The organism is Priestia sp. J2 (assembly GCF_020790095.1).
Classification (GTDB): Bacteria; Bacillota; Bacilli; order Bacillales; family Bacillaceae_H; genus Priestia; species Priestia zanthoxyli.
Window position 1 is genome coordinate 4,028,377 of the sequence record NZ_CP086208.1, and the last position, 17,078, is coordinate 4,045,454.

Annotated in this window: 18 protein-coding genes; 1 reads left to right on the top strand and 17 read right to left on the bottom strand. The window is 40.1% G+C overall.

The features are described from left to right. Nucleotides 1-175: 175 nt before the first annotated feature. The 11 genes from acpP to LJY09_RS20895 all read right to left on the bottom strand — a co-directional run bounded on the left by acpP (nt 176) and on the right by LJY09_RS20895 (nt 11,243). Nucleotides 176-409 (bottom strand): acyl carrier protein, encoded by a 234-nt coding sequence (gene acpP, locus LJY09_RS20845; RefSeq protein ID WP_013058905.1) that lies wholly within the window; start codon nt 407-409, stop codon nt 176-178. Between the two features lie 138 nt (nt 410-547). Continuing rightward, nucleotides 548-1,288 (bottom strand): 3-oxoacyl-[acyl-carrier-protein] reductase, encoded by a 741-nt coding sequence (gene fabG / locus LJY09_RS20850; protein ID WP_013058906.1) that lies wholly within the window; start codon nt 1,286-1,288, stop codon nt 548-550. Nucleotide 1,289: 1 nt separating this feature from the next. Beyond that, nucleotides 1,290-2,234, bottom strand: a complete 945-nt coding sequence (gene fabD, locus LJY09_RS20855) for an ACP S-malonyltransferase (RefSeq protein WP_034265275.1) — start codon at nt 2,232-2,234, stop codon at nt 1,290-1,292. A gap of 3 nt (nt 2,235-2,237) precedes the next feature. Then, entirely contained in the window at nt 2,238-3,242 is a 1,005-nt protein-coding gene (gene plsX, locus LJY09_RS20860; protein WP_028410795.1) for a phosphate acyltransferase PlsX, read from the bottom strand. Between the two features lie 20 nt (nt 3,243-3,262). Further along, nucleotides 3,263-3,826, bottom strand: a complete 564-nt coding sequence (fapR, locus tag LJY09_RS20865) for a transcription factor FapR (protein ID WP_013058909.1) — start codon at nt 3,824-3,826, stop codon at nt 3,263-3,265. 263 nt (nt 3,827-4,089) lie between these two features. Continuing rightward, on the bottom strand, nt 4,090-6,138 hold the full coding sequence (gene recG, locus LJY09_RS20870; RefSeq protein ID WP_033579773.1) for an ATP-dependent DNA helicase RecG: 2,049 nt from the start codon (nt 6,136-6,138) through the stop codon (nt 4,090-4,092). Then, complete coding sequence (gene sdaAA / locus LJY09_RS20875; protein WP_013084817.1) at nt 6,131-7,018, bottom strand: L-serine ammonia-lyase, iron-sulfur-dependent, subunit alpha; 888 nt, start codon at nt 7,016-7,018, stop codon at nt 6,131-6,133. The genes recG and sdaAA overlap by 8 nt, the downstream gene beginning before the upstream one ends. Nucleotides 7,019-7,097: 79 nt before the next feature. Beyond that, on the bottom strand, nt 7,098-7,760 hold the full coding sequence (sdaAB, locus tag LJY09_RS20880) for an L-serine ammonia-lyase, iron-sulfur-dependent subunit beta (protein WP_028411448.1): 663 nt from the start codon (nt 7,758-7,760) through the stop codon (nt 7,098-7,100). 212 nt (nt 7,761-7,972) lie between these two features. Further along, nucleotides 7,973-9,001, bottom strand: coding sequence for a PTS sugar transporter subunit IIC (locus LJY09_RS20885; protein WP_016765419.1), 1,029 nt, complete (start codon nt 8,999-9,001; stop codon nt 7,973-7,975). 195 nt (nt 9,002-9,196) lie between these two features. After that, nucleotides 9,197-10,864 (bottom strand): DAK2 domain-containing protein, encoded by a 1,668-nt coding sequence (locus LJY09_RS20890; RefSeq protein ID WP_028411449.1) that lies wholly within the window; start codon nt 10,862-10,864, stop codon nt 9,197-9,199. Between the two features lie 16 nt (nt 10,865-10,880). After that, the gene (locus tag LJY09_RS20895; RefSeq protein WP_013058913.1) at nt 10,881-11,243 is read right to left on the bottom strand and encodes an Asp23/Gls24 family envelope stress response protein; all 363 of its coding nucleotides are present in this window, start codon (nt 11,241-11,243) and stop codon (nt 10,881-10,883) included. Nucleotides 11,244-11,557: 314 nt separating this feature from the next. On the opposite strand from LJY09_RS20895, the gene rpmB reads away from it, so the two are divergent. Then, on the top strand, nt 11,558-11,746 hold the full coding sequence (gene rpmB, locus LJY09_RS20900) for a 50S ribosomal protein L28 (protein ID WP_013058914.1): 189 nt from the start codon (nt 11,558-11,560) through the stop codon (nt 11,744-11,746). 57 nt (nt 11,747-11,803) lie between these two features. Here rpmB and spoVM read toward each other — a convergent pair whose 3' ends face one another. The 6 genes from spoVM to LJY09_RS20930 form a co-directional block, all read right to left on the bottom strand. Beyond that, nucleotides 11,804-11,884, bottom strand: coding sequence for a stage V sporulation protein SpoVM (gene spoVM, locus LJY09_RS20905; RefSeq protein WP_016765421.1), 81 nt, complete (start codon nt 11,882-11,884; stop codon nt 11,804-11,806). Nucleotides 11,885-11,963: 79 nt separating this feature from the next. Further along, the gene (locus LJY09_RS20910) at nt 11,964-12,611 is read right to left on the bottom strand and encodes a thiamine diphosphokinase (protein ID WP_028411450.1); all 648 of its coding nucleotides are present in this window, start codon (nt 12,609-12,611) and stop codon (nt 11,964-11,966) included. A gap of 116 nt (nt 12,612-12,727) precedes the next feature. Beyond that, nucleotides 12,728-13,384, bottom strand: a complete 657-nt coding sequence (gene rpe, locus LJY09_RS20915; protein WP_013058916.1) for a ribulose-phosphate 3-epimerase — start codon at nt 13,382-13,384, stop codon at nt 12,728-12,730. A gap of 2 nt (nt 13,385-13,386) precedes the next feature. Then, entirely contained in the window at nt 13,387-14,268 is an 882-nt protein-coding gene (gene rsgA / locus LJY09_RS20920) for a ribosome small subunit-dependent GTPase A (RefSeq protein ID WP_013058917.1), read from the bottom strand. A 13-nt stretch (nt 14,269-14,281) separates the two neighbouring features. After that, the gene (pknB, locus tag LJY09_RS20925; protein WP_047751791.1) at nt 14,282-16,327 is read right to left on the bottom strand and encodes a Stk1 family PASTA domain-containing Ser/Thr kinase; all 2,046 of its coding nucleotides are present in this window, start codon (nt 16,325-16,327) and stop codon (nt 14,282-14,284) included. 5 nt (nt 16,328-16,332) lie between these two features. Next, nucleotides 16,333-17,076, bottom strand: a complete 744-nt coding sequence (locus LJY09_RS20930) for a Stp1/IreP family PP2C-type Ser/Thr phosphatase (RefSeq protein WP_028411452.1) — start codon at nt 17,074-17,076, stop codon at nt 16,333-16,335. Nucleotides 17,077-17,078: the final 2 nt, after the last annotated feature.

Sequence of the window (17,078 nt, forward strand, 5' to 3'; positions counted from 1 at the left end):
ACCTCCGCTTACCTGCTTCAATTGTTTCGTAGTTTTTCCCTACCATCTCTCATTATAAAACGAGGTATCCTAAAAGATACACTACCTTTTCAAAAAAAGAGGTCTTTTTTTGAAATTCTTAAAAAGAAGAGAAAGCCCCGCTGTTTAACGGGGCTTTTCATACATATACTACAGATTAAATTTGGCTCTGTATGTAATTAACTGCATCTCCTACAGTTGAAATTTTTTCAGCTTCTTCGTCAGAAATTTCGATATCGAATTCCTCTTCAAGCTCCATTACAAATTCAACTACGTCTAGAGAGTCAGCACCTAAGTCTTCTTTGAAACTAGATTCTAGTTTCACTTCACTTTTGTCTACACCAAGACGATCAACAATGATTGTTGTTACGCGTTCTAGTACCTCTGCCATTGTTCTTCACCTCCCCTCAAGTCATTATAGATGATTTCCATCTAAAATACTATGGTTGAATAATAAAGTTTATCGGTCGCCTAGTAAACGTCCCTTTGTACTTTATCACCAAATTACACTTTTCGTAAAGTGCCTTTTTTACATCACCATTCCGCCGTCAACGTGAATCGTTTGACCGGTAATATAACGGCTTGCATCTGATGCTAAAAACGCAACTGCGTTCGCAACATCCTCAGGCTGGCCAAAGCTTGCAAGAGGAATTTGCTTTAACATTTCCGCCTGAACTTCTTCATTCAATTTATCCGTCATGTCTGTTGCAATGAAACCAGGAGCAACTGCATTCACTGTAATATTGCGGCTTGCTAATTCTTTGGCAGTTGTTTTTGTTAAACCAATCACGCCTGATTTTGCTGCTACATAATTTGCTTGTCCAGCATTACCGCTGACGCCGACAATTGATGAAATGTTAATGATGCGTCCTGCGCGCTGCTTCATCATTTGACGAGTAACCGCTTTTGTACACAAAAACACGCCTTTTAAGTTTGTATTAATAACATCATCCCATTCGTCTTCTTTCATACGCATAAGAAGATTATCACGTGTGATGCCCGCATTGTTTACTAAAATATCTACTGAACCAAATGTAGAAATCGCTTCTTTTATCATTGCTTGTACAGAATCACTTTCTGCCACATTTGCTTGTACAGCAATTGCATCCGTTCCTAGTCCTTTAATTTCATCCACAACTTCAAGAGCTTTCGCTTCGCTTCCAGAATAGTTTACAACTACTTTAGCACCAAGCTTTCCCAGCTCAATTGCAACGGCACGACCAATTCCGCGAGAAGCGCCTGTTACAACTGCAACTTTCCCTTGTAACATGTTATTCTCCCCCTTTTAGTGCGTCAATCGTTGATTTTAATGATGTAAGATCATTAACAGCGTAAACAGCCGCACGGCGATTTACTTTTTTCACAAGACCTGATAATACTTTTCCTGGTCCAATTTCAACAAATGTATCTACACCTTCTGCAAGAAGTGTCTCAACTGTTTCTTCCCATCTCACTGGAGAATACAGTTGTTCCACTAGCTTGTTTTGAATATCTTGACTGTCAGTAACCGGCTTTGCTGTTACGTTTGCTATGACTGGAACTTTCGCATCGCTAAAGCCCACTGTTTCTAGCGTATCACGTAATTTTTCAGCAGCTGGCTTCATTAAACTAGAGTGAAACGGACCGCTTACCACTAGAGGAATCACGCGTTTTGCACCTTTTTCTTTGGCAAGAGCTCCTGCTTTTTCTACGCCATTTACCGTACCTGAAATAACAATTTGACCCGGACAGTTAATATTTGCAAGCTGAACAGCGTCGCCTTCGTTTGTAATTTGAGCGGTAACGGCTTCTAGATCTTCCGCAGACATGCCAAGCACTGCTGCCATTGTACCTTGACCTGCTGGTACAGCTTCGTCCATATAGCGACCTCTTTTGTGAACAGCCACAACAGCATCTTTAAACGATAAAACCTCAGCAGCCACAAGCGCACTGTATTCTCCTAGACTGTGACCCGCAACAAAATCGGGTGTAATTCCGCTCGTTTTAAACGCTTCAAGCAGCATTGTACTCGTTGTTAAAAGAGCAGGTTGAGCGTGATAAGTTAAAGTCAATTCTTCTTGAGGCCCTTCAAAAATAATGTTTGAAAGACTGAACCCTAAAGCTTCGTCAGCTGTATCAATCAGCTTTTTTGCTTCCTCTGTTTCATCATATAAATCTTTTCCCATACCAACAGTTTGTGACCCTTGGCCTGGAAAGATAAAAGCAATTTTCCCCATTTCTTATCTCTCCTTTTCTTCATTAGCAGTTTGTTCGATTGCTTTTTGAATAGTGGAAGACACATTGTTTTCCACCATATTCACAGCTTGCTTAATCGCGCTAAATACTGCATTCGCATCCGACGAACCGTGCGCTTTGATAACAGGCGCATGCAATCCAAACAGCCCTGCTCCTCCATATTCACTGTAATCCATTTTCGCTTTTAAACCCTGCAGCTGAGGCTTGAGTACCGCTGCGGCTAACTTGCTTTTTAACGTGCTCATTAATTCTTGTTTAATCATTGAAAACAAGGAAAGCGCCGTTCCCTCAATGCTCTTAAGAGTCATATTTCCTGTAAAACCATCTGTTACAACCACATCGGCTACGCCGTTTAGCAAATCACGAGATTCTACGTTGCCTACAAAATTGAGATCAGCGTTTTTTAGTAGCTGAAAAGCTTGTTTGGTTAAGTCATTTCCTTTTTTATCTTCAGTTCCAATGTTCAACAGTCCCACTCTAGGAGCTTGAATGCCGCGTACTTTTTCGGCATACACCGACCCCATCACAGCGTACTGGAGCAAATGTTCAGGCTTGGCATCAACATTTGCACCAACATCTAGCATTAAAAAGCCTTTTCCATCTAGTGTCGGAAGCGTCGGAGCAAGTGCTGGGCGTTCAATGCCTTTGATGCGACCTACAATAAAAAGTCCCGCTGTCATTAACGCACCTGTATTTCCTGCTGAAATACAAGCATCGGCACGACCTTCGGCTACTTCATTTGCCATTAATACCATAGATGCTTGTTTTTTACGACGCACAGCTCGCACTGGCTCGTCAGTTGCATCAATGGTTTCTTCTGTATGAATAATCGAAATACGATCTGAATTCGTTAAATACTTTTTTATTTCTGATTCGTTTCCAATTAACGTAATATGTAATTCTTTAAATTGAGCAGTAGCTTTTTCTACACCTTCAATAATGGCTTTCGGTGCATGATCTCCGCCCATTGCATCAATAGCTAGTTTCATGTTGGGTCTCATCCTTTTTATTATTTATCCTTTGTAGAACGATACATTTTAAAAGTGCCAGAGAACACTTGCTCTTGCCCTACATAGCTGTTTACCTCAACGGTGGTTCGCACTTCACTAGTTGACAGAACTTTCGCTTTTGCTATCACTCGTTCATGAAGCTTAACAGGGCGATGATAACGGATCGACGCATCTGCTGTGAGCGCTAGTTCGTTGTTAATAACAGCGACAGCTAACGAATTAGCTTGCGCAAAAAGGTGGTGACCACGAGCAATTTGATTACGCTGAAACACATGCTCTGTTTTCACATCAAAAATAGATATCGCTGATTGATCTAGTTCAATGTCGATAACTTCTCCAATTACTTCTTCAATCGGAAGCGAACGCACTTCCTCGTCTAGTTGTTTTGAAGCTACATGCTTAATACGTTCTCGCAGTTCAGGAATCGACAACTCTAGGCGGTCTAATCGAATTGTTTGAACGCTCACTGAAAAACGGTCTGCTAGTTCTTCATCCGTAATAAATGGGTTTTCTTCAATTGTCGTTTTTAATAGCTGCTGTCTTTCTTTTTTACTGCGCTTCATTGTCCACCATCCGAACTTTTAATACTAGGTACTAATAGCAGTATATAATCATTGCCTTCTAATTGCAACATTTTTCACATGCTGTATTCTGTGCATCACACTATGGATATTCATGACTATTAACAGCCGCTAAAAGTATCTACATACATGGAACCGACGTTCACCCTGCCAATGAAAAAATCCGAACGAGTTGGATTCTTCATCAAGAATCTCGATTCATCGTTCGGATTTCCCTTCAACTAAACTACTTTCAGCCTCTTTTACTAATCAAATTTTTCTCCAGTTAATACGCCCGTTGCTTCTAATTGTATTCTCAGCAGCGCAAACTGCTCTTCTGTCCAAAAACTGTCGGAATTTACAAGCTTAGCAGCATCTTCTCGAGCTACTTCAAGCGCACGGTAATCGTGCACCATATCCGCTACTTTAAACTCAGGCATCCCGCTTTGTTTTCTACCAAAGAAATCACCAGGCCCACGAAGCTCTAAGTCTCTTTCTGATAATACAAATCCATCGTTTGTTTCCGTCATAATGGTCATTCGTTCTTTTCCAACTTCTGATTTCGGATCTGCGAGCAGAATACAATACGACTGTGCGTCTCCTCGCCCTACGCGTCCTCTTAGCTGATGAAGCTGAGATAACCCAAAGCGCTCTGCATCATAAATGACCATTACGGTTGCATTCGGAACGTTCACTCCTACTTCTACAACCGTTGTTGATACTAAAATCTGCACGTCATTTACGCTAAACTGTTTCATCACTTCTTCTTTTTCATCAGGTGACAATCTTCCGTGCATGAGACCAACGCTTGCTTTTCCATTAAAATAGTGAGTGAGTGTTGCATGCACATCAATTGCATTTTGAACATCCAGCTTGTCCGATTCTTCAATCAACGGACAAATAACATAAGCTTGTCTGCCATCGTGTATTTCTTTTTCAACGAAATGTAAAATACGTTCAAGCATATCATGTTTTACCCAGTACGTTTCAATAGCCTTACGTCCTGCTGGCATTTCATCGATAATGGACACATCCATTTCTCCAAACACCGTAATAGCAAGGGTTCTTGGAATAGGAGTCGCCGTCATAAACAGTACATCCGGACTTTCTCCTTTTTCACGTAAAACCCGGCGCTGTCCAACTCCAAAGCGGTGCTGTTCATCCGTAATGACGAGCCCTAAACTATTATATATAACTTCGTCTTGAATTAAGGCATGTGTACCTACTAATACATGAACATCTCCGTCTCTCACTCGCTGAAGCAGCTCTCTTCTTGCTTTTCCTTTAACAGACCCTGTTAGCAAGCCTACGCTGATGCCTACCTTTTCAAGCATCGCAGTTAATGACTCTGCATGCTGTTCAGCTAAAATTTCAGTCGGTACCATTAAAGCACCTTGATGTCCCGCTAAAACAGTGGCGTATAAAGCAACCGCTGCTACGACTGTTTTACCTGACCCTACATCACCTTGCAGCAAGCGATTCATGCGATAAGGCGATTTCATATCGTGCGTAATTTCGTTTACTACACGTTTTTGAGCGCTTGTTAACGGAAACGGCAGCAAGTTCGTGAAGTTTACCAGCTCAGTTGAATCAAATGCTTGCTTCATTCCAGGCGTTTCTTCTCTTTCGCGCTTTCTCAGCGCCTGCATTTTTAATTGAAAAAGTAGAAATTCTTCATAGACAAATCGACGTCTCGCTTGTTTTAAATCTTCATGATCACGAGGTAAGTGAATACTTCTAACCGCTTCTTCACGCGTTACTAGTTTGTACCTAGAACGAATAGAGGCCGGGAGCATATCCTGAATGCTGCTCCCATAATTCTTCAACGCAAGAGAGACGAACTTCCGCATTCCTTTGACCGTTAAGCTGCCTTTAACTGAGTAAACAGGCTCAATCGTTTGATTTTTAACAAACGGAGAAAATTGAAGCTCCTGCAAGTTAATCGTTTGCCGATGCTGATCCCATTTCCCTGTAACCGTAACAGTTTGATCGATTTCTAACTTTGATTTATAGTAAGGGCGATTAAAACAAGTAACCGTAATCAAATAGCGGTTTACTAGCAGCCGAAACGTAAGGCGCGAACGTTTTTTGCCGTAATACGTAAGCGAGGGGACGCTGTGAACCTTTCCTTCTACGGTGACCTTTTCGTCGTGCTTTGCTTCAGCCAAATCTTTTAACTCATAATCTTCATAGCGGTATGGGAAATGTTCTAACAAGTCATGCACACTGTGAATATGCATATCCTCTAATGCTTGTGCTGTTTCATCTCCAATACCTTTAATGGTTTTAATTGAAATAGTTGTTAGTTCATTCACTTTTATTTAATGCAATACCAAAGATCTTCGCTTCAAGCTCGCGACCTGTTGGTGTTGCCGCTAAGCCTCCTTGTGCAGTTTCTCGTAATGCAACCGGCATTGTTTGACCAATTTTATACATAGCATCAATGACTTCATCACATGGAATACGACTTGTAATGCCTGCTAAGGCCATATCTGCTGCAATCATTGCATTCGCCGCTCCCATTGCGTTTCGTTTCACACATGGAACTTCTACTAGCCCCGCTACTGGGTCACATACTAATCCTAGCATATTTTTGAGAGTAATTGCCATTGCTTCAGCTGCCTGACTAGGTGTACCTCCTGCCATTTCAACGATCGCTGCAGCTGCCATACCTGAAGCTGAACCAACTTCTGCTTGACATCCGCCTGCTGCTCCTGAAATAGACGCATTATTGGCTACAACAAACCCAAAAGCACCTGATGTAAATAAAAATTCAATCATTTCTTTACGAGTGGGATTTAGCTTATGTTGCACTGCAAACAGCGTTCCTGGCACTACCCCTGCAGATCCAGCAGTAGGCGTTGCACAGATTGTACCCATTGCCGCATTTACTTCGTTTGTCGCTACAGCTTTGCTAACTGCATCTAAAATTAAATTTCCAGATAAAGATTTTCCGCTTTGAATATAGTTTTGAAGCAGCACTGCATCCCCGCCTGTTAAACCTGTAACAGACTGTACCCCTTTTAAACCGCGTTCAACCGCTTCTTCCATAACCGTTAAGTTCCGGTCCATTTTTTCCATGATTTCTTCACGAGTAACTCCCGTGATATCTATTTCCTGTTGAATCATAATCTCTGCAATTTTTACATTTTGACTTTCTGCTAATTCTACTAGTTCTGCTACATTTCGAAACATAGTAACCTCCGCTATTATTCTGTCTTATTTTCACTTTAGAACCATATATAATTATTCGATTTATTCTCCCAGGCCTTTCCTATTCAACCATTCTTGTTACTTGAATAATGTGAGGCAATGTTTTTAACTCTTCAATTACATCATCTTCAATATTCGTATCCATTTCAATTGCCATAAGCGCTACTTCGCCGCGCTCTTTGCGAGATACTTCCATATGTCCGATATTAATTGAATGTTTCATCAAAATATTTGTAACGGTCGCAATGGCACCAAATCGATCATTATGCACAACGAGAATAGCTGGATTCATGCCTGATAAATTTAATTCAAATCCGTTAAGCTCCGTAATTTGAATTTTTCCTCCGCCAATTGAAATTCCAACAACTTCAATTTCCTTTAATCCGTCGCTCATTTTGATGCGAGCAGTATTCGGATGATCGGTGATTGCCGCTTCCTCAACAAATGTGACGTCAATTCCTTCTTTTTTAGCCAAGTCCAAAGACTCCGGAATACGCTGATCGAATGTATCAAAATCTAAAATACCGCCAATCAACGCTACGTCTGTTCCGTGCCCTTTATACGTTTGCGCAAAAGAACCGTACAATGAAACCACAACTTTTGTGGGCTGCTTACCAAAGAGTGTTCGGGCAACGCGTCCAATACGCGCTGCACCAGCCGTATGTGAACTAGATGGTCCAATCATTACCGGACCAATAATATCAAAGACAGATTTATATTTCATAAGGATTTTCCCCCTGCTATTTAGACATTGTTATTACTTATATGTTACTTGAGCTTTTGACTTTTTGGAAGCTTTGTTTCACGCTCTTAAAAAATTTAAAAATTCTCATTTTTATTAGAGATTCACGCACAAAAAAAGCGGTGTATTTATCCATAAAAATAGGATAAGCACACCGTTTTTTTTGCTATGTTATGCAGGAAAAGATGAATTACTTACGCTGCTTCTTGCTCTGAAGCTACATCGTCTACTGTTTTAATTTTAAAGTTTTTAAAAACAACTGAACCTATAAACCCAGCTAATGCTCCCGCTAGTGCACAAAGTACTGCACAAATTGTGACCTTCATAGGGTCATTAAACCCAAACATCACTGCAAGTCCTGCGATTGGCGTTGCCGTGCCTGCAGCATCATTTACTAATCCGAACAGAGCCACAACTACACCCGCTAGTGCCCCTCCAACAAAGTTGGTAATGTAAATAGGAATTGGATTGGCTGAAATAATATTCGCTTGTGTTAAAGGTTCAACTGCAACTGAAATGGTTGTACGACGATCCCCAATTTTTAATCGATCAAACAGCACATAGTTCATGAAAGAAGAACCAAACACAGCAAGAGCTCCAATCGCCATAGGCAATCCCGTTAACCCTAGCATAGCCGTTAAAGCCATTGAGCTAAGCGGAGCCGTTGCTACTACTGTAATAACTCCCCCTAAAATAATTCCCATCAAAATAGGGCTAGCACTTGTTGTATCTTTAATAATTCCTCCAATATTTAAAAGCGTCGCATCTACAATAGGTGAGAATGCATTACCAATTAATCTTGTTAAAGGTGCTGCAATTAAGATATTGCCTAATAAGTCTAGACCAGCAGGTGCCTTTTTCTCAATAAATTTCACTACAAATGCCATGAGGTATCCCGCAAAAAATCCAGGGAGCAAGCCTAGTCCTGAACACACCACGCCCATCATAAGAGCATATACAGGAGATACTCCTAACGCCAAAGCAACTAGTGCAGCTGCTGCAACTCCTCCCATTCCTCCTGCAGCCTTTCCAACTTCACCTAAGAATGAAATACCTAGTAAATCTCCTCCTACATATGACTGAAAGGCCTCTACGAGAAACGCAGCCACCGCTCCGCTTGCCAGAGCCCCCATCGCTTTCATGCCATAAGGTGCCTTGTTGCTAAACAACCAAAATAAAAATAAAACTAATAACAATAAACCTGTTCCTTTTAAAATATCCACTGTTGCCTCTCCTCTCATGCTGTTTTCTTTCACATTTGACTCAATCAGTTTTCAAAACTACCATACAAACGGGTTCTTTTCAACTAATATACCTAATATGCCGAACGATTACAACATGTAAAAATAAAATAGTTCGTATTTAACTTAAAAAACACAAAAAAGAAGCGCCCCTTGAGAGGAGTGCTTCTTTTTTTGTTATTCAATTGCAAAAATGTAAGAATATAAAGGTTGATCTCCTTTATGAAGCTCTACCTCAACTTCTTCAAACGTTTCTTCTACAAACGATGTTAGCGCTTCAGCTTCATCGTCTGAGACATCCTCTCCTTGAAGAATCGTAAGGATTTCCGCTTCGTCATCAATCATATAAGTCAATAGCTTTTTCGCTGCTTCTAATTTCTCTGAATCTTTTACGACGATTTTCTTTTCGGCAATACCCATAAAATCGCCTTTAGCTAATTCAAGACCATCAATATTTGTATCGCGAACTGCATACGTTACTTGCCCTGTTTTTACGTGCTGCAGAGCTTCTGTCATTGCTTCCTCGTTTTCTTTTAAGCTTTGCTGAGGATTAAATGATAGCAGCGCTGTCATTCCTTGAGGAACCGTTTTAGACGGGACAACCGAAACGTGACTGCCCGCAACAGCAGCCGCTTGGTTAGCAGCCATTACAATATTTCCGTTATTAGGTAAAATAAGTACCTGTTCTGCATTTGTTTCTTCAATCGCTTTGACAATATCCTCCGTACTTGGATTCATTGTTTGTCCGCCTTCAATGACAACCGTTGCCCCAAGGCTCTTGAACAATTCAGCAATTCCTTTTCCCATTGATACAGTAACAATGCCAAAGGGCTGTTTTTCAGCCTTTTTTACTGCAGGCTTTTCTTCATCTGAAACAATGCTGCTATGCTGTTCTCTCATGTTTTCAATCTTCATTTTAATTAAACTTCCATATTGCTGCCCGTAGTTTAACACTTCTCCAGGATGCTCGGCGTGAATATGAACTTTCACAATTTCATCATCAGATACTACAAGCAACGAGTCGCCCCATTTACTTAAATCTTGGCGAAACGTTTCTTCAGAAAATGTTTTAGCTGCGGGCTTATCCTCTTCCAGCCTTACCATAAATTCTGTACAATAGCCAAATTCAATATCTTCTGTATTCATATGGCTTTGCGCATGCTTATGATGCTCAGCATTTACAAGTTCATTCATCGAAGGAGCTGACATGGGTACACCCGGAAGTTTTTCACCTTTTAATTCAGCTAAAAACCCTTCATAAATTAAAACAAGCCCTTGACCTCCGCTATCCACTACGCCTACTTCTTTTAACACGGGTAAAAGATCTGGCGTGCGATTTAACGAAGCATTAGCTTCCTTAAGTACTTCTTCCATGAACAGAATCATATCAGATTGCTTTTTAGCAACAGCCGCTGCTTTTTTAGCAGTATCCTTAGCTACTGTTAAAATGGTTCCTTCGATTGGTTTCATAACAGCTTTATAAGCAGTTTCTACACCAAGCTCAAGAGCTTCAGCAAACTCAACTGTTGTAATCGCTGACTTTTGCTCAACCGATTTCGCAAAACCGCGGAATAATTGAGATAAAATAACTCCTGAATTACCGCGCGCGCCCATCAATAAGCCCTTAGACAAAGCTTGACTCACTTGACCGATGTGATCAGATAGTTTATTTTTCACTTCTTTAGCACCAGACGTAATCGATAAGTTCATATTTGTTCCAGTATCACCATCTGGTACAGGAAAAACGTTCAGCGCATCCACGTAATCTGCATTGTTAGATAGATGCTGGGCTCCTTGAAGCACCATTTCTCTAAACCGCTTTCCGTCCAACGTTGTCATTGACACGAATCTTCCTCCTTAATTAAACGTTCGTTACACGAACACCCTGCACATAAATATTTACTGAATCAACCGTTAGACCAACCGTTTGTTCCAGCGTGTATTTTACTTTTGTTTGCACATTATGAGCAATTTCAGAAATTTTTGTTCCATAGCTTACGATAATGTACATGTCGATATGTACGTCATCCTCTTCTTGTCTTACCACAATACCTCGTGTAAAGTTTTCTTTGCGAAGAATTTCTGTAAGACCATCTTTAAGCTGATTTTTTGAAGCCATTCCGACAATCCCGTAACAATCAACAGCTGCTCCTCCAGCAATTGTTGCAATTACATCTGTAGAAATATCAATTTGACCATACTTCGTTTTCATTTCGATGGACATACTCGTTCCCCTTTCTACTTTCATAGGTTATAAATATTCTACTATAATCAATCTCGTTTTAAAAGAGGCGTCCAGCTTGTCCCTTTTAAAGATGACAGTATTGGGTATCAACTTGTCTTAAAATAAGTAATTGTCCAAGTTATACCTATTTCTACTCTCTATATTATTGAACATAGATTCATTTTATATGTCAAGGAAAATTTCTTGAAAGCTTTTCTCCAGAACTATTGCATTCTCTTTAAGGCTGTGATAAATTAATATAGTATTTCTCAAAACAGAATTGAGTAGTTTTTTTGGTGTTAGGAGGGAAAATCATGGCACGCAAATGTGTAGTAACTGGTAGAAAAGCTCGTTCAGGTAACGCACGTTCTCACGCAATGAACGCTACTAAGCGTAAATGGGGTGCTAACGTTCAAAAAGTACGTATCTTAGTGAACGGTAAACCAAAACGTGTGTACGTTTCAGCTAGAGCCCTTAAGTCTGGTAAAGTTCAACGCGTTTAATCTTTATAATGAAAAAGCACCATATTTTATGGTGCTTCTTTTATTATTCCGGCGTTGTTAATCTTTTTTAAACGAATTAAGCATGACCTTTACGATCCCACCTAAAAACTTTGGAAGTTTGATTGTATAGAATTTCATACTGTCCCTCCTAACCGTCTCCACACTTTATCTCCTTTTAAAGAAAGCCCTATGTCCTGCTCTCATTTTCCATACTTCATCACAAGCAACGTTTATCATTGCTTCTTACCATCATTAATATGCCTTTTGTAAATGAAAAAGTACCTCTTTGTTGAATAAGTTCATTGCTAATACATAAAGTTGAGCCGAGTTCTACTTCATGCTTATTGAGCGGATATTTGAAACCTTCTAGCGTAAGCTCTTTTACACCGCCGGCAAAAGGAACGAATGAAATATAGTGAAACTCCTTTAAACGATCAACATGATAAGTGCCTGGTTCAAACAATTGAATGATATTTTGATTGTCAATCATTTGTACATTCGCTTTCTTTTTTAAGCCTTTGTACAGGAGCTGAATGCTTCCAAACATGTGGTCAAGTCTTCCACCTGTTGCTCCAAAGATACAAATACTGTCCGGTTTTTGCTCTATTGCCCACTCAAAAGCAAGTTCCAAATCAGTTGCATCTTTTTCCGCAGGATACAATTCAACATCTTGTAATGCTTCTCTCACTCGCTTAAGCTGCGCATTTGTAATGGAATCAAAATCTCCGAATGCTTTCACGGGCAAAATGTCTTGTTGAAGAAGCAGGAATACGCCCCGGTCTACTCCTACCCACTTTACATCATTTGATTGGTGCAGGAGTGGCATATGTTCATCCGGTCCCCCTGCTAGAATATGAATTTTCATTATGTATATGCTCCTTTTCTATTAAAAAATGAACGAAATAAATATGTTTTCTTTATCCTAAAAGAAAAAGCTGCTGTGTACAAGTTCTACCCGTTGTACACAGCAGCTTTTATTACTTACGCTTGAACAGTTGTGCGAATTTGGCTGATTGCGCCAGCTCGATCTTCTTGATTATAAATAGCTGAGCCAGCCACTAAGACATTTGCTCCTGCTTCTACACATTTTCTTGCTGTTTCTTCATTAATTCCTCCATCAACCTCTACTTCAATAGAAAGGTGACGGATTTCAATAAGCTGAGAGATTTGCTCAATTTTCGGCAGTACACTTGGAATGAAGTTTTGTCCTCCAAAGCCTGGGTTCACCGTCATTAATAAAATAAGATCGATATCTTCTAAGATATGCTTTACCACGTCAATTGGCGTTGCAGGATTTAAAGCAACGCCTGCTTTCATGCCGTGCTCTTTGATTAATTGAATGGTGCGGTGCAAATGAGTACACGCTTCAGCATGTACCGTTAAAATATCAGCACCCGCCTTTGCAAACATTGGAACGTATTGATCTGGGTTTTCAATCATTAAATGCACATCTAATGGCAGTGTTGTGACAGGGCGTACAGCCTCAACGATAAGCGGTCCAATTGTAATATTAGGAACAAAATGGCCATCCATGACGTCTATATGGATGTAGTCTGCTCCACCTGCTTCAACTTCACGAATTTCTTCAGCAAGCTTTGAAAAATTGGCAGATAAAATGGAAGGTGCGATTTTTGTCATTTTTAATACCTCGGCTTTCTTTGCTTAATTTCCTCAATAAATTGCAAGTAATGTTCGTAGCGATAACTCGGAATTTCTTTTTGTTCGTATGCTTCTTTCACCGCACATTTTGGTTCTTTCACATGCAAACAACCTCGAAATTTACACTGTTCACTCAAACGCGACATTTCAGGAAAACAATCGGTCAACTCTTCTACTTCTAACGTTAAAAATTCCAGTGAGCTAAAGCCTGGCGTATCAGCTACTAAACCTTCACCAAACGAAATCAGTTCTACATGACGTGTTGTATGCTTTCCTCTTCCAAGTGACATTGAAATATCATTTGTCTTTAACTCAAGCTCTGGTTTAAGCGTATTTAGCAGTGAAGATTTACCTACACCTGACTGTCCAGCAATAACCGTTACGCGATCTTCAAATAACGGCTGAATTTGTTCCATGCCTTTTTCTGTGACTGTCGACGTTAAAATGACCTCATATCCTATTTTACGATATTCTTCGGCATATTGCTCGATTTCTTGCTTTTGCTGCTGTGATAAAAGATCTACTTTTGAAATACAAATAATAGGTTCAATATGATTAGACTCCACTAACACTAAAAATCGGTCAAGAAGCATTGTACTAAAATCAGGTTCAATCGCTGAAAAAACAAGCAGCGCCTGATCAACATTTGAAATTGGGGGACGAACTAATTCATTTTTACGTTCTTTAATTTCAAGTATATATCCTTCAAGCTTATTTTCCGCCTGAAATACTACATTGTCACCGACTAAAGGCGTTACCTTCTTTTTACGAAAAACACCTCGTCCTCGACATTGCGTTACTTGTCCGTCATGAAGAACATAATAAAATCCGCTAAGGGATTTAATAATTCTTCCTTCTGGCATAACCTCACTCCTATCACTCTGGATATTCAACGTCTTTTTCTTCAATAACTTCCCCGTCTCGGACAATTTTATAAGACGCTTTTTCATTTTCATCAACTAAAACATCGAATGATTCTTTTGTTGTTTCAGTAATCGTTAGTTCTTTAGCAGGAACCGACATATCGTTATCTGCATCTTCGATATAAATTTGTACTTTTTGCGGCTTTGGCTTTTCCTCTTCTGTTTCAGTGGCATCGCCTGTTTCCGTTGCGTCGCCTTGTTCCGTGCTTGCTTCGGTGTCAGCCTCTTCTTTATACGGAATGGTAACATCCACTGACACCGTTTGAGGAGCTTTTGGCTCTTTGCCCATTGAGACCGTAATGGTGAGCTTATCACCTTGCTCAATACTCTGCTCCGCTGCAGGCTTTTGAGACATCACAAGACCTTTTTCAACAGTGTCGGAATACGCTGTTTTTACGTCCACTTCAATATCTTCATCTGATGCATAATCTTTTACGCTTTTTTCCGTCCAGCCCGAGAAATCCTTTAATGCAATCTTCGGCGGACCTTTACTTACCCATAGCGTAACCGTTGTATCTTCCGGCACGACTTGTTCGGTTTCTTTAGGCGTCTGATCTGTAATATTGCCTTTTGGTTCTGTGCTTTCAACTTCGATGGATTGGATATCTTTATAATTCTGCTTTTCTAACAGACTTTTTACTTCCGTAAAGCTTCTTCCAATGTACCGGTTAAATGCTTCTTTTTTCTTTCCTGTACTTCGATAAATAATGACGTTAGAGCCTTCTTTGATCACGTCTCCCGCTTCTGGCATCGTTTTAACCACGTCGCCTTCTTCCACCTCATTATCAGATATATCTTTAGGATTCTTCACTTTAAAGCCTAAAGAAACTAAATCGGTTACAGCTGATTCATAATCTTGATTATGTAAATCAGGAACCTTTACGTCTTTTGGCAGTAATAAAGCCGGAATGAATGTAACGGCGGCTACGCTAGCAGCTGCCAGCAGCAAAAAAATTAAAACAAGCGTTACAATCAGCTTGCTTTTGCCTTTTTTCTTTTTCTTCTTTTTTTTCTTCGGCTTTACTTCTTCTTCTTCTTGTTCTTCGCGCTCTAAGTGAGGTGGTTTTCTCACAGGTACGTGCGTTTCTTCGGATTCAACAAAATCCTCCTTAATAACGGGAATGGCTTTTGTCACTTCTTCATCATCAGGCACCGTAAATCTTTGTTCATTATAACGATTTGGATGAACAGCAGACTGTAAATCCGCTTCGAGTTCTTCGACGGAACTGTATCGGTAAAATGGATCTTTAGTTGTTGCTTTTAATACAACATTCTCCACGCTTTGAGGGATAGATGGATTCCACCTTTTTGGAGAAGGTGTTTCTGTCTGTAAATGTTTTAATGCAATTGACACAGCCGATTCCCCAGAAAAAGGGACTCGACCCGTTAGCAATTCAAATAGGACGATGCCAAGCGAATAAATATCAGAACGCTTATTCGCAAGCCCTCCCCTTGCCTGTTCAGGAGATAAATAATGAACAGAGCCCAAAACAGAATTAGTATGCGTAATGGTTGTAGAACTTAGTGCTACGGCAATGCCGAAGTCAGTAACTTTAATGGTATCATCATGATCAATTAAAATATTTTGAGGCTTAATATCCCGGTGAATAATTCCGTACTGATGAGCATGGGCAATAGCTGATGTAATCTGCGTCATAATATGTATGGCTTTATCAAGAGATAATGGTGATTCTTGCAGAATGTATTGCTTTAATGTCATACCCGGTACATATTCCATGATGATATAGTAAATATCTTCTTCTTCTCCAACATCATAAATGCTGACAATATTAGGATGAGCAATACTCGTAGCAGATTGAGCTTCTCGATGGAAACGCTTTATAAACGCATCGTCACTTGCAAAGTCTAAACGAAGCACTTTAATTGCCACATCACGATCCAAAATCATGTCGCGACCTAAATAGACGTTTGCCATTCCGCCTCCACCAATTACTTGCAATACCTTATAACGGTCGTTTAGCCGTCTACCTATTAGCAACACTCTCACCCACTTTCAGATGTAAAGTCCACAATTGCAAGTGTAATATTGTCTTCTCCACCAAGCTCATTTGCTAATTGAATCAGGCTCGTACCCTTTTCGTGAAGTGATGAACTTGTTGATAACGTTTCGTTCAGCTTTTGTTCCGTTACCTTATTTGTCAGTCCATCTGAACATAATAATAATCGATCTTCTTTTTCCACTTCAATTGTTTTTACATCTAAACTAACATTTTCTTCGGTACCTAGTGCTCGCAATAAGATATTTTTTCGCGGATGATGTTCAGCATCTTCTTTTGTGATTTGACCATTTTTTACGAGTTCATTCACAAGAGAATGATCTTCTGTTACTTGTTGAAATCCATATTCATTGGAAATATAGCACCTGCTGTCTCCTATATTACCAATCGCACAAAACGTATCGGCGCATAAAGCAAGTACAACTGTCGTACCCATGCCTTTACACTCTTCATGCTCCTGAGCATACCGATAAATATCTTGATTAATTTGCGAAACATGCGTACGAATCCACTGCGTCGCCTCATCAGGAGACGTTACTTTGTTCGCTTCTTCCCACGCTATTTGCAATTTTTGAACCGCCATCTCACTGGCGATGTCGCCAGCTCGATGACCTCCCATACCATCAGCCACAATTGCAAGCAGCTGATTATGTTGGTTCAAAAATACCCCTCCGTTATCTTCATTGTGTTGTCTAACTCTCCCTCGGTCTGTCATGAAGACAGTTGCCATAC

What these genes read in the sequence shown, in the direction of transcription:
- LJY09_RS20895 (WP_013058913.1), bottom strand. Translation starts at nt 11,243, where the DNA reads ATGTCCATCGAAATGAAAACGAAGTATGGTCAAATTGATATTTCTACA.
- fabG (WP_013058906.1), bottom strand. Translation starts at nt 1,288, where the DNA reads ATGTTACAAGGGAAAGTTGCAGTTGTAACAGGCGCTTCTCGCGGAATT.
- rpe (WP_013058916.1), bottom strand. Translation starts at nt 13,384, where the DNA reads ATGACAAAAATCGCACCTTCCATTTTATCTGCCAATTTTTCAAAGCTT.
- fabD (WP_034265275.1), bottom strand. Translation starts at nt 2,234, where the DNA reads ATGGGGAAAATTGCTTTTATCTTTCCAGGCCAAGGGTCACAAACTGTT.
- fapR (WP_013058909.1), bottom strand. Translation starts at nt 3,826, where the DNA reads ATGAAGCGCAGTAAAAAAGAAAGACAGCAGCTATTAAAAACGACAATT.
- plsX (WP_028410795.1), bottom strand. Translation starts at nt 3,242, where the DNA reads ATGAAACTAGCTATTGATGCAATGGGCGGAGATCATGCACCGAAAGCC.
- sdaAB (WP_028411448.1), bottom strand. Translation starts at nt 7,760, where the DNA reads ATGAAATATAAATCTGTCTTTGATATTATTGGTCCGGTAATGATTGGA.
- rsgA (WP_013058917.1), bottom strand. Translation starts at nt 14,268, where the DNA reads ATGCCAGAAGGAAGAATTATTAAATCCCTTAGCGGATTTTATTATGTT.
- sdaAA (WP_013084817.1), bottom strand. Translation starts at nt 7,018, where the DNA reads ATGTTTCGAAATGTAGCAGAACTAGTAGAATTAGCAGAAAGTCAAAAT.
- acpP (WP_013058905.1), bottom strand. Translation starts at nt 409, where the DNA reads ATGGCAGAGGTACTAGAACGCGTAACAACAATCATTGTTGATCGTCTT.
- rpmB (WP_013058914.1), top strand. Translation starts at nt 11,558, where the DNA reads ATGGCACGCAAATGTGTAGTAACTGGTAGAAAAGCTCGTTCAGGTAAC.
- spoVM (WP_016765421.1), bottom strand. Translation starts at nt 11,884, where the DNA reads ATGAAATTCTATACAATCAAACTTCCAAAGTTTTTAGGTGGGATCGTA.
- LJY09_RS20930 (WP_028411452.1), bottom strand. Translation starts at nt 17,076, where the DNA reads ATGGCAACTGTCTTCATGACAGACCGAGGGAGAGTTAGACAACACAAT.
- LJY09_RS20910 (WP_028411450.1), bottom strand. Translation starts at nt 12,611, where the DNA reads ATGAAAATTCATATTCTAGCAGGGGGACCGGATGAACATATGCCACTC.